Raw genomic sequence first — 24,671 nt, 5'->3', positions numbered from 1 at the left:
ATCTAAGGCGACGACGCTGCTGCGGCGTCGTCGCTGCCGACGCGCCGCGCGATGGTCCGCGCCAGCCACGGGCCGACAGGCAGTACCGCCACCAGCCGGGCGACCTGCATCGACATCACGAACGGCACGTCGACCCGTGACGAGCTGGCGATGATCGCGACCGAATCGGCGCCGCCGGGGCTCATCGCCAGATAGCAGCTCAACAGATCGCGTCCCGACAGCTTCGCCAATGCAAACCCGCAGCCGGCGCAGAAGGCGATGAGCGCGGCAATCGCGAGCACGAGCCGCGCGGCGGCGCGGCGGGCAGCCCGCACGATATCCGGCGTGAAGCCAAGCCCGATCCGCCAGCCGACGAGCAGGTAGGAGGTGGCCAGCAGCCAGCCAGGCAGTTGTGGCCGCGCGATGCCGATTCCCTGCGCCACGGCGGCGAACAGCGCGGGGCCGAGCAGGGCTGCGGCCGGCATGCCTACCTTCCTGCCGCCCCATACGCCTGCGCTGCCGAACAAAGCGGCCTCTGCCAGACCCAGCGGATCGACGGGCGGAAACCATGCTCCGCCCGGTGCACGGCTACCGCCATGACCCGCGATGGTGGCAGCGAGCACGGAAGCGACGGCGGCGACGAAGATCACGCGCAGATAGCTCATCACCGCGACGAGTTGCCATTGGGCACCTTCGTCGCGTGCCATCAGCACCATCGCCGTCGCCGCTCCCGGCATGGAGCCCCAGACGGCAACCGAGCCGGGCAGAACCTTCCACCGCGCGAGAAGCGCGCCGATGGCAGCGGCAGCGACCAACGTCGTCAGGGTGCCGCCGAGCAGGATCCACGGCTCCTTCGCGGCGACAGCGATCAACTGCGGTGTAAAGGATCGCGCGATCAGCAGCCCGACGACCGCCTGCGCGGCAGTGGCCAATGGCGGCGGAACGGCGAGGCGACCGCCTTGCGCGGAGAAGATCATCGCCGCAGCCATCGGCCCGAGCAACAGGCCGGCGGGAAGCCCAACCCACTCGAGCAGCCCTGCGAACGCGCAAGAGGCGAGGAGCAGCAGTGCGATTCGAGCCACGCGCGCCATCAACACCGGGCGGAAGGTGAGCGGGGTTTGGGCATAGCGCCCGCCACCCCGGCCACGCGCGATGTCTGACCATGTCTGGTGCTGCCGGTGAGGATTGAACTCACGACCTCAGCCTTACCAACAGGAATATGATTTCGCACATCGTATCCCGATGTGCGATGCCACACACTTAGGTGTTTGTAATTGCTCATTTAATCCTACCTTTCTGTAGCCGGGCGCCGCTGACGCTATCCGCCTGTACGACGCATTTTCATTTACGTTTCCATTACGGCGCGGTCAGGCTATCCTGCGTAATATAGGCGGAGGCATGCCATGCAGGCGGAGATTTCTCAAACCGTAATCAATCGCCTGCGGGCGCCCGAAGTTGGACAGGAGTTCGTCTGGGATACCGAGCTCAAAGGGTTTGGCGTTCGGGTGGGGACGAGCGGAGTGAAGACATACGTTCTTCAGTTTCGTAGCCCCGATGGGCGTCTCCGTCGCATGGCGGTGGCGAGATGCAACATCATCGATGTGGACGATGCGCGTAGGCAGGCGAAAGCGTTGCTCGCGAAGGCGACTCTCGGTGTCGATCCCGCTGAGGAGAAGCGGGCCAATCGCGTCGGGGGCACTGTCGCGGACGTGTGCGACTGGTACCTTGTCGAAGCGGAGTCTCGCAGACTGCTCGGTCGTCGGCGGCGGCCGATAAAGCCCTCGACTCTCAAAATGGACCGAAGCCGGATCGAGCGGCACATCAAGCCGCTGCTCGGCACCCGCGCGGTAAGAACGTTACGCCTCGCGGACATTGAGCGAATGCAGGCCGACATTGCCGGTGGAAAGACGAGCGCTGCGCCTCATAAACGGAGCGGTAGGATTACGACCGGCGGAGAAGGCGCCGCGGGGCGTGTCATCTCCACGCTGCATTCGATCTTCGAACATGCAGTTCGGATGGATATCATCGAGACCAACCCAGCAAGAGGCGTTCGCCGCATCGCCAGCAAGCGCCGTACGCGTAGGCTGAGCGCCAGTGAACTGGTCAGGCTTGGTGAGGCGATGCGCCGCTCGGCGGAGTATGGCGAGCACCCGACCGGCTTAGCGCTAGTACGCTTCATAGCTCTAACCGGTTTTAGGTTGATGGAGGCGCAGACGCTTCAGCGGGATTGGATCGACCGGCAGGGCGGTTGCGTCCATTTCCCAGATACAAAGTCCGACGCGCAGACGCGCGCGATTGCGCCTGCGGCGTATGCCGTCGCTGCTGATCAGCCAACTCCTGAGACGTGTCCCTATGTTTTTCCGTCGGAAGATGCGCGCAGTCATTACAAACAGGTACCGGACGTCATCGCTCGGCTCTGCCAGATAGCGCAACTCAAGGATGTAACGGCTCATACACTGCGCCACACGTTCGGAAGCGTGGCGGGCGACCTGGGCTTCTCAGAACTGACAATCGCGATGATGCTCGGGCATGGCAAGCGCAACGTAACCCAGGGCTATATCCACATTGATGAGGGGCTTTGGATAGCGATCGACGCCACGGCCACCAAGATCGCTGAACTTCTAGATGGCGCGACCAACAGCATCCGGATCCCAAGGCTTGTGAGCGTGGGAATTCGGAACTTGAATGCGAGTGTTTGATGTAACGAGCACTTAAGAGTCTTGTACGATTGATGGGGGAACGGGCAGATTGACCGATACGGGGGCGCCCTCGACGTTGACTGAAGACCAGCAGCGGCCCCCGCTCGCCAGAGCTCTCGGATTTGCCGGCCTGTTACCGCAAGTAGGGTCGTCCTGGCGCTGGGGTAAGGATCGATGTGGTGGCACTTCGCGGCGCTGTCGCTCGGTTACGCCTATGCCGCGTTGATCTTCAGCTTCCTCGGCAGAATGTGGTGGGGTCTCGCCGCCGCACAAGCCGGTCCAACTCCGGCCTGGGCATGGCTAGCAGCAGTAGCCCCGTCGTTGATCGCCCTGGCGCGGCGTTGCCCTGGGCGATCGGTGCGCCCTGGCCGGGACCGTCGCTGGCCATTCTCGGCTTGGCGCTGTTCGCCAGCTTGTTGGTGGATCGGCGGATGGTCGCCATCGGGCTCGCGCCGAGCTGGTGGAGTGCCGCTGTCTATCGGACTGGAAATGCTAGCGTTTCTTACCGCCCTGCTCAGTTAAAGTGTCGAGAGGGCCCGGCGAACTCAAGCCCGCCGGGCCCTTCGTTCAGAAGCGATCCGCGTTCATGACCTTCGTCCAGGCCGTGACGAAATCGTTCACGAACTTCGCTTTGGAATCATCCGAAGCATAGACTTCGGCCACCGCGCGCAGTTCGGAATTCGATCCAAAAATCAAATCGACCGAGGTCGCCGCCCACTTCGGAGCACCGCTGGCGCGATCCTTACCCTCATAGAGATTCGGCGTCGAAGACTTCGACCAGACCGTGTCCATCGACAGCAGATTGACGAAGAATTCGTTGCTGACCCGGCATGAACGGCACACTCAGCTTCATTCCGCCGCTTGCCGCTGCCTGTTCGATTGCCGCATTGCCGCCGAGCACCATTAGATCGGCCATCGGCACGCGGTGGCCCCGCTTGGCGAACTCGGCCTGCACTTGGGTGAGCTTGGCGAGCACGTGTTGGAGTTCGGCAGGATCGTTCGCTGCCCAGCCGCGCTGCGGATCGAGCGACAGCCGCGCGCCGTTCGCCCCGCCGCGCATATCGGTGCTGCGGAAGCTCGACGCCGCAGCCCAGGCAGTGCGGATGAGTTCAGGTCCGGTCAGGCCCGAGGCCAGCACCATCTCCTTGAGCCGGATCTGCTCGTTCGCGTTGATCGGCGCAAAGCTTGGTTGGGGCAACGTGTCCTGCCAGCTGAAGCTCTGCGTCGGTACGTCCTTGCCGAGATAGCGAGCCTGCGGCCCCAGATCACGGTGGGTCAGCTTGAACCAGGCGCGGGCAAAGGCCAGTGCGAACTCATCGGGGTTCTGCTGCCAGCGTACCAAACCGGCGTCGAAACCGGGATCGTCCTTCAGGCGATATCGGTGGTGAACATGATCGGCGCGTGGCGCACCCCTGCGAGATGCGCGTCGGAAACCAGATTAGCCGCCTTCGGATCGGTCGGGATCCACTCGGTCGCGCCGGCCGGACTCTTAGTCTTCACCCAATCATAGTCAGCAGGTTGTTTACATATTGCATTGTAAAGTGAGTCGGATCGGCGGACCAAGCGCCTTCGAGGCCCGATGTGATCGTATCCTCGGCATTGCCTTTGCCGCATTTGTTCGTCCATCCCATCCCCTGATGCTCGATCGGCGCGGCGGTCGGCTCGGCTCCCAGGCATTCCTTCTGCGGGTGCGCCCCGTGTGCCTTGCCGAAGGCGTGACGGATGTCGGCGGCGGCGCCGATCGGATCATGATCGCCGCCGGGGCCTTCCGGGTTCACCTAAATCAGGCCGATCGTCGTCGCGGCGAGCGGCTTCTTGAGCGTACCGTCGGGATTCGACCGATCGTTGCCCATCATCTTGGTCTCGGGGCCCCAATAGACACGTCGGGCTGCCAGGCATCGACACGGCCGCCGGCGAAACCGGCGGTTTTGAAGCCCATGTCTTCCAGCGCGATGTTGCCGGTCAGCACCATCAAATCGCCCCAGCTGAGCTTGCGGCCGTATTTCTGCTTGATCGGCCAGACGAGGCGACGAGCCTTGTCGAGGCTTACATTGTCTGGCCAGCTATTAAGCGGATCAAAGCGCTGTACGCGCCTTGTCCTATCCGAAGCAGCCGGAGCGCCCACCGCACAGGATTGCACCAAGGAGCTTCACAGGGGATGTGGCTCAGTATCCGATTGCCGGTGTATCTTCGTCTCTAGGAAGGACCTCGCCATGTCGCCTAATTCCATGGAAGGGCGAGTCCGCGCCGTCGCCCATGGGCATATCGCGCATCCCATCGAGTTAGGCCCTGCTGCATGACTGTACAGTCATTTCGATGCGGGTCAGGGATGCAATGCGACTCGCCGTGCCGACGGCTTCGCCAATCAACAACAACGTAGGGTCATCGTCGCTGATCGCTTCAACAAGAAACGCTAACGCGGCGAGCCGACCTCGGATGATCCTCTCCTGCGGCATCGAAACGTTCACTGCAATCATGACCGGCGTATCGGGCGACCGGCCGGCCGCAATCAGCTCGCGAGATACCTCACCTGCGGCAGCGCGGCCCATATATACCGCGAGTGTGCTGTCCGCGCCAGCGAGGGTTCCCCAATCAAGGTCCAGCGCATGCCCCGCTCGGGCATGCGCGGTGACGAGTGTCAGCCGTCGGGCTAGCCCACGCAGCGTAAGTGAAATGCCGCCGCTTGCCGCGGCCGCGCTTGCGGTCGTTACACCGGGGCAGATGCGCACGGTTACTCCCTTCGCAGCGAGGTGCTCAACCTCTTCGGCGGAGCGGCCGAAGACGGACGGATCACCGCCCTTCAATCGCACAACACGCTTTTTGGCATGTGCGGCCACGACCAGCATGTCGTTGATGGAGCCCTGATCCTTCGAGTGACGCCCCGACCGCTTGCCAACGCCGACTTGCTCGATGTGGCGCGGCACCCGATCGAGAATAGCTGGGCCGACGAGCGCGTCGTAGAAGATGATGTCGGCCTGAGCGATCAATCGTTCTGCCTTGCGTGTGAGCAGCTCGGGATCGCCTGGTCCGGCTCCGACCAGCCAGACCGTACCTACCGGGAAGCTATCCTGCGACATCGGCCACCTCCGGAGTCTTTGCGATGAGCTTGGCCAGCGCGGGGCGGCACGAGCCGCAATTCGTGCCTGCCCCAAGCGCTGCGCCAATCGCGGCGACGCTGACGAGCTTCTGATCAGCGATAGCCGCGACGAGCGTTTTCAGCCCGACGTCAAAGCAGACGCAGACGACCACTCCGCTATCTACTGCAGCGCCAGCCGCCCGACCTGCGAGCAGAACAGGCCCTGCAGAGGCCTGCCCGAGTTGAGAAATGAGCCAATCGCGTGAAGGGAGCTTGCCGTCGCGCGTGACGAACAGGACTGCTGCAACCCGGCCCTCCACAATCACGGCGGTGCGCCGCGTTCCGCGGGCGCGGTCCTGCGTCTCGATGCGCTCGCCGCGCGGCAATGTCGCCTCCAATCCAGCCGGATCACCGTTGCCGGCAAGCTCGAACAGCGCGCCTCCGGAAACCGTGACGCGCGTCGCCCACAAGCACTCTGGAAGCGGGATCGCGGCATCCCGGGTAATCAGGAATCCGCGCCATTCGGTCGCGACTGGGTCAATCCGGGCCGGCGTCGCTTTGAAGCCGGGCTGCCCCGACTGCGGGTCGGCAAGCGGGCGGGGCAAGAGGCCGGCGCGGCCGCCGCTCGACTGGCGATCGGTCCAGTGGATCGGCACGAACAGTTCACCAGGCCTCTGGCTGTCGCTGAGCGCGATGCGAAACAAGCTCCCGCCCTGCGGCGTGGCGACACGCGCCAAGCCGCCCGCGTCCAGCCCAAGTGCGGTGGCGTCATTGGGATGCACCTCGACCATCGGCTCCTCTCGATGGCGTGAAAGCTTTGGGCTGAGGCCGGTGCGGGTCATCGTATGCCACTGATCGCGATAGCGGCCGGTGTTAAGTGTCATCGGCCAGTTGCGCAGCGGCTCCGGCGCCTTCGCCTGCCGGATAGTGACCAAACGCGCCCGACCCCCGGGCGCGGGATACCGCCCGTCCGCGAACGGTGTGCCACCCCAGCAGAACGGTGCCATTGTATCATAGGCGTGATTCCCGATCGCGGCCTGCGCGCGCAGATCGAGGACGCGCGCGCCGTCGACGTTCTGATAGGCTGTCAGGCGCGCGTGCTCGCGCCAGATATCGGCCGCATGATTGTAGGCGAAATGCGATGCCCAGCCCATACGTCCCGCGACCTGCGAGACGATCCACCAGTCCGGCCGTGCATCGCCGGGCGGCAGCAGCATGGCGCGCTGACGGGTGACGCGGCGCTCGGAGTTTGTGACCGTGCCGTCCTTCTCTCCCCACGCGGCGGCCGGCAGCCGCACGTGGGCGAAGGCGCTCGTGTCGGTATCGGCGATCACGTCCGAGACGACGACGAACGGGCAGCCGGCGAGGGCTTCACGCACGCGGCCGGCGTCCGGCATGCTGACCGCAGGATTGGTCGCCATGATCCACAAGGCTTTGATCCGGCCCTCCCCGACGGCGCGGAACAGGTCCACCGCCTTCAGGCCCGGCTTGCGCGCGATGTTGGGAGCCGCCCAGAAGCGTGCCGTCCGCTCAACATTCTCGGCAGAGAAGTCCATGTGCGCGGCGAGGGTGGACGCCAGGCCACCGACCTCGCGACCACCCATCGCGTTCGGCTGGCCGGTGATCGAGAAAGGCGCAGCACCTGGCTTGCCGATGCGGCCGGTAGCAAGGTGCAGATTGGTGATCGCGTTGACCTGATCGGTGCCGCGCAGCGACTGATTGATCCCCTGGCTGAACAAGGTGACGGTGCGCGCGGTCGTTGCGAACAGATCGTAGAAGCGGCTAAGATCGGCGGGCGTGACATCGCAGGCGGCCGCGACGGACCAGAGATCGCCATGCTCCTCGATCGTCGCCCAGAAGTCGTCGGGCACCGCGAGCGCCGCATCGTCCGTCAGCCGCTCGCGCCGGCAATGCGCCAGCAGGCCGTTCATGAGCGCGACGTCGCTACCGGGGCGGATCGCTAGATGGAGATCGGCTTCCTCCGCCGTCTCCGTCCGGCGCGGATCGATGACGACGAGCTTCGTGCCTTGTTCCGCCCGTGCCGCCTGGATGCGCTGGTAGACGACCGGGTGGCACCAGGCGGTGTTCGAGCCCACGAGCACGATCAAATCGGCGGCGTCGAGATCGTCATAAGTCGCGGGCACTACGTCCTCACCGAACGCCCGGATGTGTCCGGCCACCGCGCTCGACATGCACAGTCGCGAGTTGGTGTCGATGTTGGCCGAGCCGATGAAGCCTTTCATCAGCTTGTTGGCGACGTAATAGTCTTCCGTAAGAAGTTGACCGGAGACGTAGAAGGCGACGCTGTTCGGCCCATGCTGTGCGATCGTGTCGCTAAAGCGCGTCGCCACCAGATCGAGCGCCTTGTCCCAACTCGAACGACGCTCGCCGATCATGGGGTGGAGCAGCCGCCCCTCGAGCCCAACCGTCTCTCCAAGGTGCGTGCCCTTGGAACAGAGCCGCCCGCGATTGGCGGGATGCTCGGGATCGCCCTTGATCTCGACCGCGCGCTCGCCGCTTCGGGTGGCGATGATGCCGCAACCGACGCCGCAATAGGGGCAGGTGGTGCGCACCCCCTCGGCCATGTCAGGCGGCGTCGGCGAGAGCGGCAGGTGCCCCGAGCAGGATACGATCACCGTCGAGCCGCATCGGGACGACCGGCGTGCAGCCCTTGTCGTCACCCTGCGCCTCGCCGCTCACTAAGGCGATCCGCCAATTATGCAGCGGGCAGGAGACGGTGTGGCCGTGGACGATCCCTTGGCTAAGCGGCCCCGCCTTGTGCGGGCAGCGATCGACGAGCGCGAAGATCCGGTCGTCCACGGTGCGGAACACGGCGACAGGCTGTCCGCCGAACTGCAGGTTACGCGCGCCCTGCACAGGGATGTCGGCGACGCAGCCAACGTCGGTCCAGTTGGTCATGACTACCTCGCTCACTCTGCCGCTGCCATCATTAGCGGCTGGTGGAATTGTGCGTCCTCGCCGGCGACCCGCTTGGCCCAGGGATCGTCCTGCGTGAAACGCTGCGAGAACAGGAAGCGTGCGGCCAGCGCATCGCGACCCTCCCCATCCTCGACCACGCGGCTCTTGACGTACTCAAGCCCAATCCGCTCGATCCAGGGCGCCGTGCGTTCCAGGTAATGCGCCTCTTCTCGATAGAGCTGGGTAAACGCCGCACAATAATGCATCGCTTCTTCCTCGGTCGCGACCTTGCAGAGAAGATCGGTAACGCGGACCTTGATGCCGCCATTGCCGCCGACGTGGAGCTCGTAGCCGCTGTCGACGCATATCACGCCGAAGTCCTTGATCGTCGCTTCCGCGCAGTTTCGCGGGCATCCCGAGACGGCGATCTTGAACTTGTGCGGCATCCACGAGCCCCACGTCATCTGCTCGGTCTTGACGCCGAGTCCGGTTGAATCCTGTGTGCCGAACCGGCACCAGTCCGTGCCCACGCACGTCTTTACGGTACGCAGCGATTTGCCGTAGGCATGGCCCGAGACCATGCCAGCAGCATTGAGATCGGCCCAGACGGCCGGCAGATCCTCGCCCTTGATGCCGAAAATGTCGAGCCGCTGGCCGCCGGTAACCTTCACCATCGGCGCGTTGAACTTCTCGACCACATCGGCGATCGCGCGCAGCTCCTTGGGTGTCGTAAGGCCACCCCACATCCGTGGCACTACCGAATAGGTGCCGTCCTTCTGGATGTTTGCGTGCATCCGCTCGTTGACGAAGCGGCTCTGCTGATCGTCCTTATAGTCGCCGGGCAAGGCGCACAGCAGATAGTAATTAAGCGCCGGGCGGCAACCCGAGCAGCCATCGGGGGTCGACCAGTGCAGCTTCTGCATGACCTCGGGTATCGAGCGCATTCCTTGCGCCACGATCTCGCGCCGGACATCACCATGGCCGAAGCTGGTGCATTTGCAGAGCGTCTTGGTCGTCCGCGCGCCGCCATAATCGGCCCCGAGCGTGAGGCTCAGCAGATGTTCGACGAGGTTGGTGCAAGAGCCGCACGAGGCAGAGGCCTTGCACGTCGACCGCACCGCATCGAGACTGACTGCGCCGCCGACGATCGATTGGACGACCCTTGCTTTGGAGACGCCGTTGCAGCCGCAGATCTCGGCATCGTCCGAGAGCGCCGCAACGGCTGAGCTAGGGTCCCCCTGCCCCCCTCCGGAGGCATAGGCCTGACCGAAGATCAGCATGTCGCGGATCGGCGAGATGTCCTCGCCCTTTTTTAGCAGGTCGAAATACCACCCGCCGTCACTGGTGTCGCCGTAGAGTACCGCGCCGACGACGCGGTCGTCCTTCACGACGACGCGCTTGTAGATGCCGCGGCTGGCATCGCGTAGCACGATATCCTCCGCACCGTCGCCGCCGAGGAAGTCGCCCGCTGAGAACACGTCGAGCCCGGCAACCTTGAGCTTGGTCGAGGTCACCGAGCCCTTGTAGCCGCTGTGCCGCTCGACAAGTCCGTCCGCCAGCGCGCGACACATCTCCCAGAGCGGTGCGACCAGACCGTAGACGAGACCGTCATGCTCGACGCACTCGCCCACCGCCAGTACATCGGGATCGGACGTCACCATATGGTCGTCGACCTTGATGCCGCGACCGACCTCGAGCCCGGCGTCGCGCGCGAGCTTCACTGAGGGACGGATCCCGACCGCCATCACCACGAGACTTGCCGGGATCAGCGTGCCGTCCTTCAGCCGCACGCCCTCCACGTGATGCTCACCCACGATCTCGGCGGTGTCTGCCTTGGTGAGGATCGTTTGTCCGCGCGCCTCGAGCGCGCTCTTGAGCAGCCAGCCTGCCGCCTCGTCGAGCTGCCGTTCCATCAACGTGCCCGGCAGGTGTAGCACGGTCACCTTCATGCCACGCAGCGTCAGGCCGTGCGCCGCCTCCAGCCCGAGAAGGCCGCCGCCGATGACCACCGCATTCCCGCCCTTCTCAGCGGCTCCGAGCATGTGGTCGACATCTGCCATGTCGCGGAAGGTGATGACCCCGGGCAGATCCTTGCCCGGCACGGGGATGATGAACGGATCGGACCCGGTCGCGATCAGCAGTTTGTCATAGGCGACGGTGCGGCCCGACCGCGCCGTTACGGTTTTCGCCTCGCGATCGATCGCATCCACAGGGTCGCTGGCGATCAATTCGATGCCGTTGTCGGCATACCAGGCACGGTCGTTGATGACGATCTCGTCGAAAGTTTTCTCGCCGGCCAGCACCGGCGACAGCATGATGCGATTGTAGTTCACGTGCGGCTCAGCACCAAAGATGGTGACCTGATATCGACCCTGCTCGCGCTCGAGGAGTTCCTCGACGGCGCGGCAACCGGCCATGCCGTTGCCGATGACAACGAGCCCCCGGTCACTCTCGGCTTTGGTCGTACCGACCGTAGCCATTTCTTCGGCACTCTCGTCGAGGAATTCCATCGTCATGCTCCGGAAACGAAAAAGGCCGCCATGCGGACGCTGGAAACCCAGCGCCTGCATGGCGGCCTTGCCATCATCACAATCGACCGGAGATGAACCCCGATCGGGCGATGCACCAGACCCGTCCGACATTGGAGAGCTTGGCTATGGGCTCGCGGCGGCATTGCCGCGAACAATCGAAGGGTGCCGGAAGCGCAGCGCGTCAGCAAGCGATTCTTCGCATTCGCAGCATCTTTCTTACAACGCCCAGTCGACCTCCAGCCACAGCTTGCGGGTATCCGTGGCAAAGCCGTGCGCCCGATAGTCGGCATAGCGGAGCGAGAGCGTGGTGCGCTTGATCTTCATGCTGGCAAGCGCATCGATCTCGTCTCCATAGCGCCGCACCAGGCGATCACTGTCAAAGTGGTGATAGACGCCCTGGAACGTGAACACGCCAAGCGCGGTACCCGTCTTCAATCCATATCCAACGCTTCCGTAAAGGTCGCGCACGCCGTCGGGCGGAGTCGTGAGGAACTTGTCCGCCCAGCCCTGGAACTTGAAGCCGGTGGCAAGCGGCGTCTGGAACGAGGTCAGCGCCAGGCCGTGGTCGGCACCGAGCACCTCATACCCCACGCCGATCTTGAACTGAGCCACATCGAGTGAGCCATCGACCAAATAGTAGCCGGCTGTGTAGTCGTTCGGATTGCGGTGATAATCCGATTGGCGTGCATAGCTGGCCTGGTAGGAAAGCTTGGCCTGCTTGGAAAAGGTGTGCGCACCAGCGAAGCGGACGCCGTACGTCTGGCTCGACAGGCGATAGCCCTGCACCGCCAACTCATCCTGGTCGATCAGATAGGCAAAGCCCGTCAGCGTGCCAAACGAAGTCTGGTAACCGACGTTGGCAAACACGTTGTTGCCGGAAACCGCCTGTTGCCGCGCGTCGTGCCCGTCGATGCCCCAGATCGTGCGCACGCTCCAGGAATAACTCACATCCGCCTTCAGTCGCTTGACCGGATTCCACTCGAACCGCACCGCGTCGAATGTCTGGCCGTTATCGCGGAAGTTGACCGCACCCACAAAACGCTCGTCGTCGAGCGCGATGCGCTGCCTTCCCGCCGTGATCGCCCAGCCGGGCCGGGCGTAACGTAGCTGCGCTCGGTACAGCGCGATGTTCTGCGGGTCGGCGACGAGTGGGCGCGTGGCGGCACCATTCAATCCATCATAATAATGATCGACGGCAGCTAGTGTGCCCTCGCCCTCGATCAGTGCCGATAATCCGCCGGCGTCCGCTTCGAGGCCGCCGCGCGCGCGGATGGTGAGGGCATCTGCATCGCTAGCGACACCGTCCTGATCGACGTTTTCGTAGCGCGTACGAAGATCAACGAACGGTTTGAGCGACACGCTTTGGGCGTAAGCCGGCCCGGCGACGGCCAAAGTGGCCGCCGTCAAAATGACATGTTTCATCAAATTTCCCCTAGGAGCGGGTGGGCGCCGTGTCGGCTCGCCCACCCGTTCAATTCAGATCCGGACGCCCTCGGCCGCGCCCCAGCTCCTTCGCCATTGGCTCTTGACCACGAAGACGCTGACCAGCGCCACGAGCGCCAGCGCGGCAAAGATCAGGAAACCTGGCGCGAAGCTTCCCGTCCACTGCTTGGCAAGTCCGAGCGAAGAGGCGAGATAGAAGCCGCCGATGCCACCAGCCATGCCGACGAGCCCGGTCATTACGCCGATCTCGGCGCCGAAGCGCTGTGGCACAAGCTGAAACACCGAGCCATTGCCGACTCCAAGGGCAAGCATCGCGACGACAAAGAATGCCAGCGCGCTCCCGACGGTCGGCGCGATGCTGACCGCAGCCAGCGCCAATGCCGCGACGATGAAGACGCCGATCAGCATCTTTATACCGCCGATCGAGTCGGCGAGCGCGCCACCGATCGGCCGGACCAGCGAGCCGGCGAACACGCACGCGGCGGTGCAATAGCCGGCGGTGATCGGGGTCAGGCCGAAGCGATCGGTGAAGTAGATGGGCAGACTGGCCGCAAGTCCAACGAAGCCGCCGAAGGTGACACTGTAGAAGCCCATCAGCCACCAGGCATCGGCGGATTTCAGCGGATGCAGGTACTCGCTTAGCGACTTCGGCGCGGGGCGACCTGGCGCGTCCTTTGCCATCGCCATGTAGATCACGAACACGATGGCCAGCGGGATGCAGGCGAGTCCCAGCACTGTATTCCAGCCGAACAGTTTGGCGAGACCAGGCGCGAATAGTGAGGCGAGCACCGTGCCTGAGTTGCCCATTCCGGCAACGCCCATTGCCTTGCCTTGATGATCGGGCGGATACCAACGACTGGCTAGCGGCAGCGCGATTGCGAAGCTCGCGCCCGCGAAGCCCAGGATCACGCCCAGCGCGATCGTGCCACCGAAACTGTCGACGCCGAGAAGATAGGCGGACAGTAGCCCGCCGATAACGATCAGCTGACTGATCGCCCCTGAACGCTTGGGTCCGATGCGATCAACGAGAAGCCCATTGACGACACGCAGCAATGCGCCGGCAAGCGTCGGCGTCGCCACCATGAAACCCTTTTCGGCGGGCGTCAGCGCCAAGGCCTTCGAGATGGCGGGTGCCAACGGCCCGAGCAGGACCCACACCATAAACGCCAGATCGAAGTAGAGGAACGCGGCAATGAGTGTCGGCGTATGCCCGCTCGACCAGAAGCCGCCCCCTGTCTTGGTGTTCGCACCCTTCCAATACGCCGTCGCCATGGAAAACCCCCTTCAAGAATGGGTTGAGCCCAAGCAAAAAGCCGCTGCCGACGCCCGACAAGGTCAGGCGTCAGACAGCGGCTCTGCTGATCTGTTGGAGGGGCTCGCCGCCGACGCTGGCGCGTTCCCCGCTAAACGCGCTCCATCGCGCGTTACCGAGGAACCTGTATCAACCGGACTGCATTCGCAAGTGCAAAATCAGCCTACCGGCGAACTCGCCCTGAAACGTGCGAGATAGCTGGCAACGTCGTTGGGATCGAACACCGTGCCGTCGAAGAAGCGGTCCGGGCCGAGCGTGAGCGACCCGCGGGCTACGCCTATCGCAAGGGGGCGGGTCAACGATCCTTCCACCTTCAAGCTTGCTCCGGGCATCGGCACGCCGCTGCTGCCAAGCGCCCGCCGGTAAATATCCGAGCGGAATACGTCTGCCGCCTGGCGTTCATGGTCTGGACTTGGCTCGACCATACCCCAGCGGATGAGTTGGGAGTAAATCCAGAGCGCCTGACTGCGCCAGGGAAAGCCGGTTGCTTCGCGATGAAACATCATCACATCCGGCGTCTCGGCAGGACCGTCCCCCTGGCGGAGCACCATTCGACCGACAAGCGCGGGTAGAATGAGCTCGGCAGGCCGATCAAGATAGGATTCGCGGGAAAGAAGGACGGCTAGTTCCTCGCGGTTGACAGGTTCGTCACACCAGCCCGCAGCCTCGGACAATGCGCGTAGAAGCCGATCCACAGTGTCTGGGTTGGCATCGAGCCATTCGCTGCGAAATGCCAGGACCTTCTCAACCCCCCGCTGCCAAATGCGCTCGCCAAGAGCGATGATCTCTGCCTCGCCTTCAGCTACCGCGATGCTGCTCCACGGTTCGCCAGCGATAAAGCCATCAAGCTCTCGTGCACGCATCGCCTCGACCATCAATGATGGCGGCAGCACCCGCAGCATTACGTCGCGGTCTGGATCTACCCCTGCAAAGCCTAGCCAGTAGCGGAGCATCAGTGCGTGGCTGGAAAAGCGGTGAACGATGCCGATGACCGGCTTGCGGTGGTAAAGACCGATCGCGGTCGCGAAATCGTGCGCGGTGGCGACGGGATCGGCGATGCGCGCGGCGGGATCCGGGTCGAGGGCGGCGGCGAAGGTAGGTGACATGGCAAGCGCATTGCCGTTGACGTTCAATCTGAACGGCGCTGCGATCGGCGCCGGATGCTGGCTCAACCCGAGCGTGACTGCGAGCGCCAGCGGCGCCAGTATGTGCGCCGCTTGTACTTGACCGAACACCAGCCGATCGCGGACCGTCGCCCAGGAGGTCGCGCGGATCAGGTTCAGCTCCACACCCTGTCTTTCGGCAAACCCCTTCTCCCGCGCTGCTACAAGCACAGCAGAGTCGGTGAGCGGCAGAAAAGCGACCGAGACGGGCGTCACAAGCCGGCTCCGATAAGGCTGCTCGCCGTAATCAGCGCGTCTGCCACCTCCACTATCCTCCTACCCTGATTCATGGCTGTCGTGCGCAAGAGTCCGTACGCATCCGGCTCGGAGAGATTCCGTGCCGCCATCAGGATCGCCTTGGCTTTGTCGATCGTGCGGCGGTCGGCAAGAGCGGTCTTCGCCTCGTTGAGCTCCGCTTGCATGCGCGCGAACGCATTGAAGCGGCGGATCGCCAGATTGAGAATCGGCTGCACCCGATCCTTGCGCAGCCCGTTAACGACATAGGCGGAAACACCGGCATCGATCGCAGCGCCGATCATCGTATCGTCCGAGCTGTCAACGAACATCGCGATCGGCTTCGCGAGTGCCCGGCTGACGGCGAGCATCTCCTCCAGCGTATCCCGGCTCGGGTTGCCGAGATCCATGAGCACAACATCGGGCGCCATTCGCTCGACCTTCGCTACAAAGCCCCCCCGGGGCAGGACAACGTGAATGTCGTCGTAGCCGGCCTCAAGAAGGCCCTCCTCAAGGACCGTCGCCCGCAGACCGCTGTCGTCGATGAGGACAATTCGCAATCGATCGACTCCAGTGCGGCGTAGGATCGTTGTTGCACCTGCGAACGTCAACAGTTGAGATTGCCGTGCTCCTTGTTCGCCGCTGTTCGAGGCGAACAAGGAGCACGGCGCTGGCGAGGTCTCCTGCCGCAATTAGCTCTAAGCTCACAAGGTGTATGTACCGCCATTCACCAAGCTGGCAGGCTTCGCGATAAGGTTACGCGTGCCCCACGCCTGCCTCGGCGCGGACCGGCACGCCGGTACCGGGCATCGAGGCAATGTCGCGATTGATCGGACAACTGCCCCTGATTCGGTCATTTATAGATCCGGCATAGAAATTTGTTGATTCTTCAGTGTTGGGATGGTTTTGTTGCAAAACTGCGGCAAGTTCAAACGATGCTCTACTGCTGAGTTCTATGCGATGCGGATCGTAGTCGGCGATCCATTTTTTGAAAAGCGATTGAGAACTTTGACGCGAACTTTGTGCTCGGTCGTCTGGCGGTCAAGGGCGCGGGATACGACGCGCGGACCGAGCAGTTTGAAGCAGTGCATTTTGGTCTCGACGAGGCTGCGGCGATGGTAGCCACTCTATTTCTTCCAGAGCTTCCGGCCGAGCCGCTTGATGGCGCGGAGCGCTTCGTTACGAACGTCGACGCCCGGACCATCTTCCTTCCATGGCGGGCCATTCCGGCGGACCGGAAAGACAGCCTCGGCATGACGCTCGGCGATCGCGGGCATGACATTTCCTCGTATCGTAGGCATCCGCGCCATCTACACACCTCGATTCCCTCAAGGATCCCTGATCGGCTTATGCAACAAAGCCGGGTTTAGACGCTCGCCCGTCTTCGGTTCAGCGTCCCGTTTTCTACGCGCTTAACGCTCGATCGGCTCCTGCGCGCACTCGGCGTCGACCCTCCTGAGATCGACATCGCGCTGGTGCTGAACGAGAGCGCGCGGACCGCGGTAGAGGCCGGTGCCGGCGTCACCGTCCTCTCGTCGCTGGTCGTGGCGCCTGCGATCAAGGCAGGCTCGCTTTACGCGCGAGCGATCGCGCGCCTTCTTCGGGCTGCATAACAAGCAGCGATACCGCACGAAAGCGGCGGGCGCCCTGCTGGAGGTGATCGGCGCAGAGCGCGCGTAGTGCTGCCTGCACTACGAGCGCGACGTCCAGATGCCGAGAAGCGCGGCCAAAGACACCAGCATCAGGAAACCGTTCATGCCCAGCAACAAGGCCGCTGGCAGCCGCGCGGTGTCTGGCAGTGGCGGCGGCGCTACCGCCCCCCATCTCCCGCCACACCGCGGCGACAAAGCAGACGGCCCTGAACAGGATAAGCACGGTCCCCTTCGCCGTCGCCAACCATGGAAACACGACGTCCTTCAGTAGGGCACGGGCGCCGATCCGGAGGCAAGCGCCGCGAGCGCGGTCCGCATCCAGGCGGCATAGGTCCGCTCGCCGGCGAATTTTTCCGGTCGGCGGCAAGCACGGTGCGCCGATCGGCGCTGTCGACCTGCTCGACGGCGCTGTGCTTCAGCGTGGTTGCGGTCTTGGCCAGCCTCGCATGGGCCTCTTCGGCGTCAAGCAACGAGTTCATCAGCGGGCAGTGACGGTGATGCGATGCCAGGCGGTCGAAAGATAGCCTGCAAAGTTCCAGATTGCTTCTGGCCGTTCGGGCTGCATCTGTCCCGCCCCGTCTACGGCGCGCACGACGAGGACGTGGAGACCTGGCGACAGGCCGGCCGTAACGCGCCATTGCGTCCAGCTCCAGGGTGCATCCGGGTTGACGGTCAGTTCCGCCTGCTCCCAGTCAGTGCCGCCATTGACGGAGACGTCGACGCGGGAAACTGCCCGGCCGAAGGCGACGGCATAGCCCGCGATTCCGCACGCGCCGGCGTCGACATGCGCGCCGTCTACTGGCGAGCAGATCGACGCGTTGAGCGGCATTTCTTCGATCGTCAGGCCTTGATCCCAGTCCGCTTCGTCCTTCGTAACCGAAGACGGGAAGAGTTTGTAGTCTTTGGCTTGGATCGGTGCGTCGGACGGGCAGTCTCTCACTTCGATGCGGGTCAGCCATTTGGCGCTGCGGACCCCCGCATAGCCCGGCACGACGAGGCGCAGCGGTGCGCCGTGCTCGGGGGCTAGTGGTTTGCCGTTCATGGCCCAGGCGATTAGGACGTCGGGTTCGAGCGCCTTGGCGATCGGGATCGAGGCGCCGAACGGAGCCGTCTCACCATCGACATCGACGTCGTCGGCGCCGATGGTGCCTACGTATAAGGCGCCGTCCTGGATGCCGGCAGCAGCGAGCACGTCGCGTAGCGCGACACCGGTCCACTCCGCATTGCCGATCGCCCCCACATCCCAGGGGTCGCCCGAAGTCTTCCCTACGCCTTGCAGGTGGGCTCGGCGATTACCGGCGCACTGCATCGTCGCCACCACCGTCCGGCTTTGGAAGGCTGCCTGAAGTTCGGCGACCGTGTAGGAACGTGGGTGATCAATGAAGCCGTCCAGCGTAACGGGGTGATCGTCGGCCAGCTCCGGCGTCGGACCATGGCTGCGGATGTAAAAATCCGCCTGCGGCGTCAGGAAGGATGCGATCAGCTTGTCCGGCGGTGTCTCCGCGTTGAGCGGATCCGAGCATCGGAGGATCAGGTTCTGTTCGGCGCGGGCTAGTGTGGTCATTCGATAGACCCACCATGTGGAATTCGAGGGTGTAATCGATCGTCTAGATCGGGCGACATCACACGCTCTTTCTCTATGACCGAGTCTTCGCGGCCGCTCGCCTTCATTTGATCACCGTTTCCATCTCGGATCAATTACCCGTGGGTTTGCCACGTGATCGATTTACGGAACACGCGCGACAGCTGCTCGATCGAATAGGGCTTGTGCAATAGCTCGAAGCCGTGACGACCGTTCTGTGCAAGTACGTGGCTGTAGCCGCTGGTCAGGATCACCGGCATGCGCGGGTGGCGACGACGCACCTCGTGCGCTAACTCCAGCCCTGACATGCCCGGCATCACCACGTCCGAAAAGACGATATGGAAGCGGTCGCACCCCTTTTCGAGCTCGGCCAGCGCCTCGTCGGCGTTAAGCGCCAGGATCGTATCGTAGCCCAGCTCACGTAGCGCCTGTACCGCGAACTCGCCGACGCTGCTATTGTCCTCGACGACGAGTACGCAAACGCCGTCGCCGGGGATCGCAACGGGTTGCTCCTCTTCGACCGTGGGGCGGCTGCCGTCCATTGCTACTCGAGGCAGGTAAAGTGTAAAAGTCGTGCCGCCCTCTTCACCGCTTTCGACGCGGATGTCGCCGTCCGACTGCTTGGCGAAGCCAATCACTTGGCTGAGACCAAGACCGGTTCCCTTTCCCAGCCCTTTGGTGGTGAAGAATGGCTCGAAGATGCGTGCTATGTTTTCGGGCGAGATACCGGTGCCGGTGTCACTGATCGTCACCGCCACATAGTTGCCGGCGACCGGAGGGTGGAGCCGGATTTCGGGGATGCCGGACACGGGGCCGACGACGATCGTGAGCTTACCCTCGCCATCCATCGCATCGCGGGCGTTGATGCTCATGTTGACGATCGTCGTATCGAACTGGCCCTTGTCGGCCAACACGTAGCAGGGATCATCCGGTACGACCGTCTCGATGACGATGCGTGATCCGGTGAGGGTGCCGACCATCGACACGACGTCCGTGATGCTTGCCCCGCAATCGAAGGTTTCGGGCTTGAGCGCCTGCCGTCGAGCAAAGGCTAGGAGCTGACCCGTTAGCTTGGCGGCACGATCGGCGGTCTCGCCAATCGCATCGATGTAGCGAGCGCGGCGCTCCTCGCTGAGATCAGCGCGGCGGAGAAGGTCGACTGAACCGCGGATGACGGTCAACAGGTTGTTGAAGTCGTGCGCGACGCCGCCTGTCAGTTGCCCGACCGCCTCCATCTTCTGCGACTGGCGCAGCGTGTCTTCGGCAAGCGCCAGCTTGTCAGCCCGTTCCCGTTCGTCGGTGATGTCGCGCGCACTCGAATAGAGCTTGCCCTCGAACGGGACCGCGACCCACGATAGCCAGCGAACCTTGCCGTCCTTGGTCCGGTAGCGGTTGTCGAACCGCATTACCGGGTTACCCTCCCGCACCTCTTCAAACGCTGCGGCGCTGACAAGCGCATCGTCGGGCAGTAGGAAGTCTGAGAATGGAGAACCCTCCATTTCCTGCTGCGTCCACCCAAGGGTCGCCGTCCAGGCCGGATTAATACGATCGAAGCAGCTGGTTTGCAGATCGATGACGGAAAGCAGCTCCGAAGTGACCGTCCAAGTTGTCGCCCGCTCTCGCCCGCGAGCTACAATTTGTTCCTCCAGATCGGTGTTGAGCGCGCGAAGCTCTGCCTCGCGTGCCGCCAGCTGGCGCTCGTGAACGACCTTGTCGGTCGTCTCCGTGGCGATGTCGAGAAAGCCTGCGACCGCACCGTAGTCATCTCGCAGCGGGCTGTAGGCGAATGTCCACCACGTCTCTTCCGGATAGCCGTGCCGGGTCATGGTGAGAGGCATATCCTCGTAGCCGACCGGTACGCCTTTCATGGCCGACTCGACCAACGGCTCTATGTCGGGCCAGACTTCCGCCCAGACGGTTTGCAGAGGCTGCCCCAGGGCGGCGGGATGCTTTGCTCCCAGGAAGGGCACATATGCGTCGTTGTAGAGGAGCGTTAGATCCGGCCCCCAACCCAGGCACATCGCGAACTTCGAGGATAGCATCAGGTCGATCACGGTTTCGAGCGAACGCGGCCACGTTGCCCGATCGCCAAGCCCCGACCTTGACCAATCCTGCATATCCATGAGGCCGCGAAGGCCCATGCTTGCGCCGTTATCGTCCTGCTCGCCCATCGCCTCACCGGTCCCTGCTTGGATTCAGGACCAGGATGGGCCGGCTGCCAGCAGCCCATGCATAGGCTTTTTCAATGCGCTGGGCAGTATCTGAATGGCATCGAACGGGCGTCCGAGGGGCGGGATGCCACGAATTTGTCCAGTATCTTCATAGCGATGCGTGCATCGCGCCCGTTCAGAGGTGGTTTTCCTCAAGCTGGGACATCGTTAAAAGGCATCCGACAAGTCGGCTTCGGCGGGCGTAGCTCTATGGATCAAGGCGCGGAATGACGACGGCAGCACGGCAGATCGCCACGGGCAATGAAGGTTTGGACGCAATTTTACGCGGAGGTCTGCCGGCGAAGCGCCTCTACCTTCTTGAAGGCGCTCCCGGCTCTGGCAAGACCACGCTATCGCTCCAGTTCCTGCGGTCCGGCCAGCAGGCTGGCGAGAAGACGCTCTACATCACGCTGTCCGAAACCGCCGAGGAGCTGGCCGTCGTTGCCGCCTCGCACGATTGGAGCATTGACGATTTCAGCGTTTTCGAGCTGAGCGCGATGGAAGATGTGTTCGGGGACGACCGCCAGCAGTCGGTGCTGCACCCGTGGGAGATGGAACTGGGCGAGACCATCAAGCTCATCCAGGCACAGGTCGAGCGCATCAATCCGACCCGCGTCGTATTCGACAGCCTGTCCGAGATGCGGCTGCTCGCGCAGGATTCGCTCCGCTATCGGCGCCAAATTCTCGGGCTAAAGCAGTTCTTCGCGGGTCGCGACACGACGGTCATCCTCGTCGACGACATGTCCGGCTCGGCAGACGGCTCGGACGCGCACCTTCACAGCCTGTGCCACGGCGTCATCACCCTGGAGCGGCTGACCCTCGACTTTGGTGCAGCACGGCGTCGCCTCCAGGTGCAGAAGCTGCGCGGCGTCGACTTCATCGCCGGCTATCACGACTTCACAATTCAGAAGGGCGGCCTCGACATCTACCCGCGGCTCGTCGCGGCCGACCATCACGATGCTTATGTCGGCGAACCGGTCGGCAGCAACGTCGCCGAGCTTGACGCGCTCCTCACCGGCGGGCCTCTGCGCGGTACCAGCACGCTCCTCACCGGTCCGGCCGGCACGGGCAAGACCACGATCGCACTCCAATATGTCCATGCGTCGTGCGAGCGCGGCGAGCGCGCCACGATCTACGAGTTCGACGAAAGGGTGGGCACGCTGGCGCTGCGCGCCAAAGCCTTCGGTCTCGACATCCAGGCGCACATCGACAGCGGCTGTCTCACCATTCACCAGATTGATCCGGCCGAGCTGTCCCCCGGCGAATTCGCGACCCGCGTCCGGCGCGAGGTCGAGGAGCGCGGCGCGCGCATGATCGTGATCGATAGCCTTAACGGCTATCTCGCCGCCATGCCGCAGGAGCAGCAGCTCATCCTCCAGATGCATGAGCTGCTGTCCTATCTCAGTCAGAAGGGCGTGGTGACCTTCCTGATCAACCCGCAGCAGGGGCTGCTGGGATCGATGGCAAGCAACCTCAACATCTCCTACGTCGCCGACGCCGTCATCATGCTGCGCTTTTTCGAGGCGAACGGGCGCATCCGCAAGGCGATCTCGGTCATCAAGAACCGAGCGGGCGCGCATGAGGATGCGATCCGGGAGTTCCGGATCGACGCCAAAGGGGTGCGCGTCGGCGAGCCACTAACTGCCTTCAAGGGCGTTCTGACGGGTACACCGGAATATACCGGTAATCGTGAGCCTTTGATGGAAGATCGCTGACGTTGGGACACCGTACTGCAGAGGAAGGCTACAAGGTATTGATCGCGGCGCCCTTTGGGCGCGATGCCGAAAGCCTCAGGCATGTTCTAGCTGAGCAGGGCTATGACGCTTCCAGCTATCAAGGCCAGGAGAGCTTGGCCGCTGCCTTCGACGATCGGGCGGGCGTGGTGCTTGTGACCGAAGAGGCGCTGCGCGGTGACGTCACGACCCTGCGAGCGGCCCTTGACGCACAGCCGGCCTGGTCGGACATCCCGTTCGTTGTTCTGGCAGCCCAGCGGACCGGCTCTACACGTCGGGATGAGGCGACACGTGCCGCTTTAGTCGGCTTGGTCAATAACGCGATCGTGCTAGAGCGGCCAATCGGTACAGCGTCACTGACCAGCGCGATCGCCTCGGCGATGCGCTCGCGCCAGAAGCAGTTCGAGATGCGGGATCGACTGGCCGAACTGGCAGAAAGCGCGGGCAGTTTGCGTCTCGCCACCAGCGCCGCGAACATTGGGACTTGGGACTATCATCCCGCGACCGACATTCTGCGCTGGGACGATCGGTGCAAAGAGCTGTTCGGCCTACCGCCCTCCGCTTCGGTCACGCTCGACGGCACTTTTTACCCGGGGGTGCATGCGGACGACCGTGATGACGTCGCCGAAGCGGTGACACAGGCAATGGACCCAGGGGGGAGCGGGGAGTATGATATCGAGTATCGCACAGTCGGTCTGGAAGACGGCAAAGAACGTTGGGTGGCCGCCCGAGGCCGCAGCGTATTCGATAACGGTGTCGTACTCCGCTTCATCGGTACGATTATCGACATCACAGCGCGCAAGAACACCGAGCTGGCGCTTGCTACGTCGGAACGATTCCTGAAGAGCGAGCGGGAGGAACTCGACTGCCTTGCCCAAACACTTGAGCAGAAGGTGATCGCGCGCACGGCCGAGCTTGAGGCGGAGATGGCCAGCCGTACGGCGGTTGAAGCGGCGCTGCGGCAGAGCCAGAAGATGGAAGCCGTGGGTCAGCTGACCGGCGGCATCGCGCACGACTTCAACAACATGCTCACCGGCGTCATCGGCGCCATGGACATCATGAAGCGACGGCTTGCCGCGGGACGCACCGACGACCTGCCGAGGTTCATGGATGCGGCAGCAACGTCGGCCCAGCGGGCCGCAGCGCTGACCGCCCGCCTTCTCGCCTTCTCGCGGCGCCAATCCCTCGATGCCAAGCCTACCGACACTAACACGCTGATCCTGTCGTTCGAGGAACTGCTCCGGCGAACCATCCGCGAGAACATCGCGCTACGCATCGTGCCGGGTGACGACGTGCCGCCGGCGATCGTGGATGCAAACCAGCTTGAGAACGCGATCCTGAACCTCGCGATCAACGCGCGCGACGCCATGCCCGACGGCGGTCAGCTGACGATCGAGACCAGAACGGTCGAGTTGGATGAAGCCTATGCGACCGCGAAACCCGAGGCGAAACCGGGCCGGTACGTTGTGGTCGCGGTGTCTGACACCGGCGTCGGCATGACGCCTGAAGTGCTGGAAAAGGTGTTCGATCCCTTCTTTACGACCAAGCCGATCGGCCAAGGCACAGGCCTTGGCATGTCGATGGTATACGGGTTTGCGCGGCAGTCGGGCGGACAAGTCCGCGTGCATAGCCAGCCAGGCGTCGGGACGACGGTGTCGATCTACCTTGCCGCGGGTGAGGCAGCGGCCCCTGAGCAGGCGATGGAGGTCGGATCGACCCCGGAAGGGCGCGGGCAGACGGTGCTTCTGGTCGAGGATGATCCGTCCGTCCGCCTGCTAGTTCGGGACGTGCTGGAGGAGCTGTCCTACACCGCGATCGAAGCGCAAGAGGCCGATAGCGCCCTGCCGATTCTGACTTCCGAGCAGAAGATCGATCTGATGATTTCTGACGTGGGCCTGCCTGGCATGAACGGGCGCCAGCTGGCCGAGGAAGCCCGCAAGCACCGTCCCGAGCTGCCGGTTCTATTCGTAACTGGTTATGCCGAGAACGCCGCAATCCGCGCCGGATTTCTCGGCACCAACATGGCCATGATAACGAAGCCGTTCTCGCTTGATGACCTGGCCGGCAAAATTGCGGAGATGCTAGCGCAGCCGTGCAGTACGCCTGACCGCGAGCCGACTATCGCGGCACGTTAGTCA

At 63.5% G+C, this 24,671-nt stretch carries 17 protein-coding genes and 2 pseudogenes; 4 read left to right on the top strand and 15 right to left on the bottom strand.

Annotated features, from left to right (window positions below; genetic code table 11):
- Positions 1 to 2 precede the first annotated feature (2 nt).
- The gene (locus K8P63_RS16265) at positions 3 to 1,061 is read right to left on the bottom strand and encodes an AbrB family transcriptional regulator (protein WP_223797052.1); all 1,059 of its coding nucleotides are present in this window, start codon (positions 1,059 to 1,061) and stop codon (positions 3 to 5) included.
- Between the two features lie 321 nt (positions 1,062 to 1,382).
- Between K8P63_RS16265 and K8P63_RS16260 the strand changes: the two genes are divergently transcribed.
- Complete coding sequence (locus K8P63_RS16260; protein WP_223797051.1) at positions 1,383 to 2,678, top strand: integrase family protein; 1,296 nt, start codon at positions 1,383 to 1,385, stop codon at positions 2,676 to 2,678.
- A gap of 567 nt (positions 2,679 to 3,245) precedes the next feature.
- Here the strand turns inward: K8P63_RS16260 and K8P63_RS21105 are convergent.
- From K8P63_RS21105 to K8P63_RS16210, 10 genes and pseudogenes are all read right to left on the bottom strand, one after another.
- Positions 3,246 to 4,764, bottom strand: a pseudogene (locus tag K8P63_RS21105) (peroxidase family protein); the annotation flags it as partial.
- Positions 4,765 to 4,960: 196 nt separating this feature from the next.
- The gene (gene cobA, locus K8P63_RS16250; protein ID WP_223797050.1) at positions 4,961 to 5,755 is read right to left on the bottom strand and encodes a uroporphyrinogen-III C-methyltransferase; all 795 of its coding nucleotides are present in this window, start codon (positions 5,753 to 5,755) and stop codon (positions 4,961 to 4,963) included.
- Complete coding sequence (locus tag K8P63_RS16245; RefSeq protein WP_223799854.1) at positions 5,742 to 8,339, bottom strand: nitrate reductase; 2,598 nt, start codon at positions 8,337 to 8,339, stop codon at positions 5,742 to 5,744. Before K8P63_RS16245 ends, cobA begins: the two co-directional genes overlap by 14 nt.
- A gap of 1 nt (position 8,340) precedes the next feature.
- Positions 8,341 to 8,673 (bottom strand): nitrite reductase small subunit NirD, encoded by a 333-nt coding sequence (gene nirD, locus K8P63_RS16240; protein ID WP_223797049.1) that lies wholly within the window; start codon positions 8,671 to 8,673, stop codon positions 8,341 to 8,343.
- Between the two features lie 11 nt (positions 8,674 to 8,684).
- The gene (gene nirB, locus K8P63_RS16235) at positions 8,685 to 11,153 is read right to left on the bottom strand and encodes a nitrite reductase large subunit NirB (RefSeq protein WP_223799853.1); all 2,469 of its coding nucleotides are present in this window, start codon (positions 11,151 to 11,153) and stop codon (positions 8,685 to 8,687) included.
- 267 nt (positions 11,154 to 11,420) lie between these two features.
- Complete coding sequence (locus K8P63_RS16230) at positions 11,421 to 12,626, bottom strand: alginate export family protein (protein ID WP_223797048.1); 1,206 nt, start codon at positions 12,624 to 12,626, stop codon at positions 11,421 to 11,423.
- 54 nt (positions 12,627 to 12,680) lie between these two features.
- On the bottom strand, positions 12,681 to 13,919 hold the full coding sequence (locus K8P63_RS16225) for a nitrate/nitrite transporter (RefSeq protein WP_223797047.1): 1,239 nt from the start codon (positions 13,917 to 13,919) through the stop codon (positions 12,681 to 12,683).
- Between the two features lie 198 nt (positions 13,920 to 14,117).
- Positions 14,118 to 15,338: a CmpA/NrtA family ABC transporter substrate-binding protein gene (locus tag K8P63_RS16220; protein ID WP_223797046.1), complete on the bottom strand. Its 1,221-nt coding sequence runs from the start codon at positions 15,336 to 15,338 to the stop codon at positions 14,118 to 14,120.
- Entirely contained in the window at positions 15,335 to 15,916 is a 582-nt protein-coding gene (locus K8P63_RS16215; protein ID WP_223797045.1) for an ANTAR domain-containing response regulator, read from the bottom strand. The genes K8P63_RS16220 and K8P63_RS16215 overlap by 4 nt, the downstream gene beginning before the upstream one ends.
- 393 nt (positions 15,917 to 16,309) lie before the next feature.
- Positions 16,310 to 16,655: pseudogene (locus tag K8P63_RS16210) on the bottom strand (IS5/IS1182 family transposase); the annotation flags it as partial.
- 131 nt (positions 16,656 to 16,786) lie between these two features.
- Here K8P63_RS16210 and K8P63_RS21050 point away from each other — a divergent pair.
- A complete protein-coding gene (locus K8P63_RS21050) occupies positions 16,787 to 16,969 on the top strand; it encodes a type 2 periplasmic-binding domain-containing protein (protein ID WP_223799852.1) in 183 nt (60 codons plus the stop codon).
- Here the strand turns inward: K8P63_RS21050 and K8P63_RS16200 are convergent.
- The 4 genes from K8P63_RS16200 to K8P63_RS16185 form a co-directional block, all read right to left on the bottom strand.
- Positions 16,914 to 17,231: a hypothetical protein gene (locus tag K8P63_RS16200; RefSeq protein WP_223797044.1), complete on the bottom strand. Its 318-nt coding sequence runs from the start codon at positions 17,229 to 17,231 to the stop codon at positions 16,914 to 16,916. The two genes, K8P63_RS21050 and K8P63_RS16200, sit on opposite strands and share 56 nt — an antisense overlap.
- A 41-nt stretch (positions 17,232 to 17,272) precedes the next feature.
- Positions 17,273 to 17,326, bottom strand: a complete 54-nt coding sequence (locus K8P63_RS21045) for a hypothetical protein (protein ID WP_398288912.1) — start codon at positions 17,324 to 17,326, stop codon at positions 17,273 to 17,275.
- Positions 17,327 to 17,486: 160 nt separating this feature from the next.
- A complete protein-coding gene (locus K8P63_RS16190; protein ID WP_223797043.1) occupies positions 17,487 to 18,572 on the bottom strand; it encodes a molybdopterin-dependent oxidoreductase in 1,086 nt (361 codons plus the stop codon).
- A 134-nt stretch (positions 18,573 to 18,706) separates the two neighbouring features.
- Complete coding sequence (locus K8P63_RS16185; RefSeq protein ID WP_223797042.1) at positions 18,707 to 20,761, bottom strand: hybrid sensor histidine kinase/response regulator; 2,055 nt, start codon at positions 20,759 to 20,761, stop codon at positions 18,707 to 18,709.
- 266 nt (positions 20,762 to 21,027) lie between these two features.
- Here K8P63_RS16185 and K8P63_RS16180 point away from each other — a divergent pair, with 266 nt between their 5' ends.
- Entirely contained in the window at positions 21,028 to 22,515 is a 1,488-nt protein-coding gene (locus K8P63_RS16180; RefSeq protein ID WP_223797041.1) for an ATPase domain-containing protein, read from the top strand.
- Between the two features lie 2 nt (positions 22,516 to 22,517).
- The gene (locus K8P63_RS16175; protein WP_223797040.1) at positions 22,518 to 24,668 is read left to right on the top strand and encodes a PAS domain-containing hybrid sensor histidine kinase/response regulator; all 2,151 of its coding nucleotides are present in this window, start codon (positions 22,518 to 22,520) and stop codon (positions 24,666 to 24,668) included.
- The last annotated feature ends 3 nt before the right edge of the window (positions 24,669 to 24,671 follow it).

Source organism: Sphingomonas nostoxanthinifaciens (assembly GCF_019930585.1).
In the GTDB taxonomy this organism is placed as follows: Bacteria; Pseudomonadota; Alphaproteobacteria; order Sphingomonadales; family Sphingomonadaceae; genus Sphingomonas_I; species Sphingomonas_I nostoxanthinifaciens.
The sequence above is the reverse complement of the archived record's forward strand: the minus strand, read 5'-3'. Positions and strand labels throughout refer to the sequence as shown.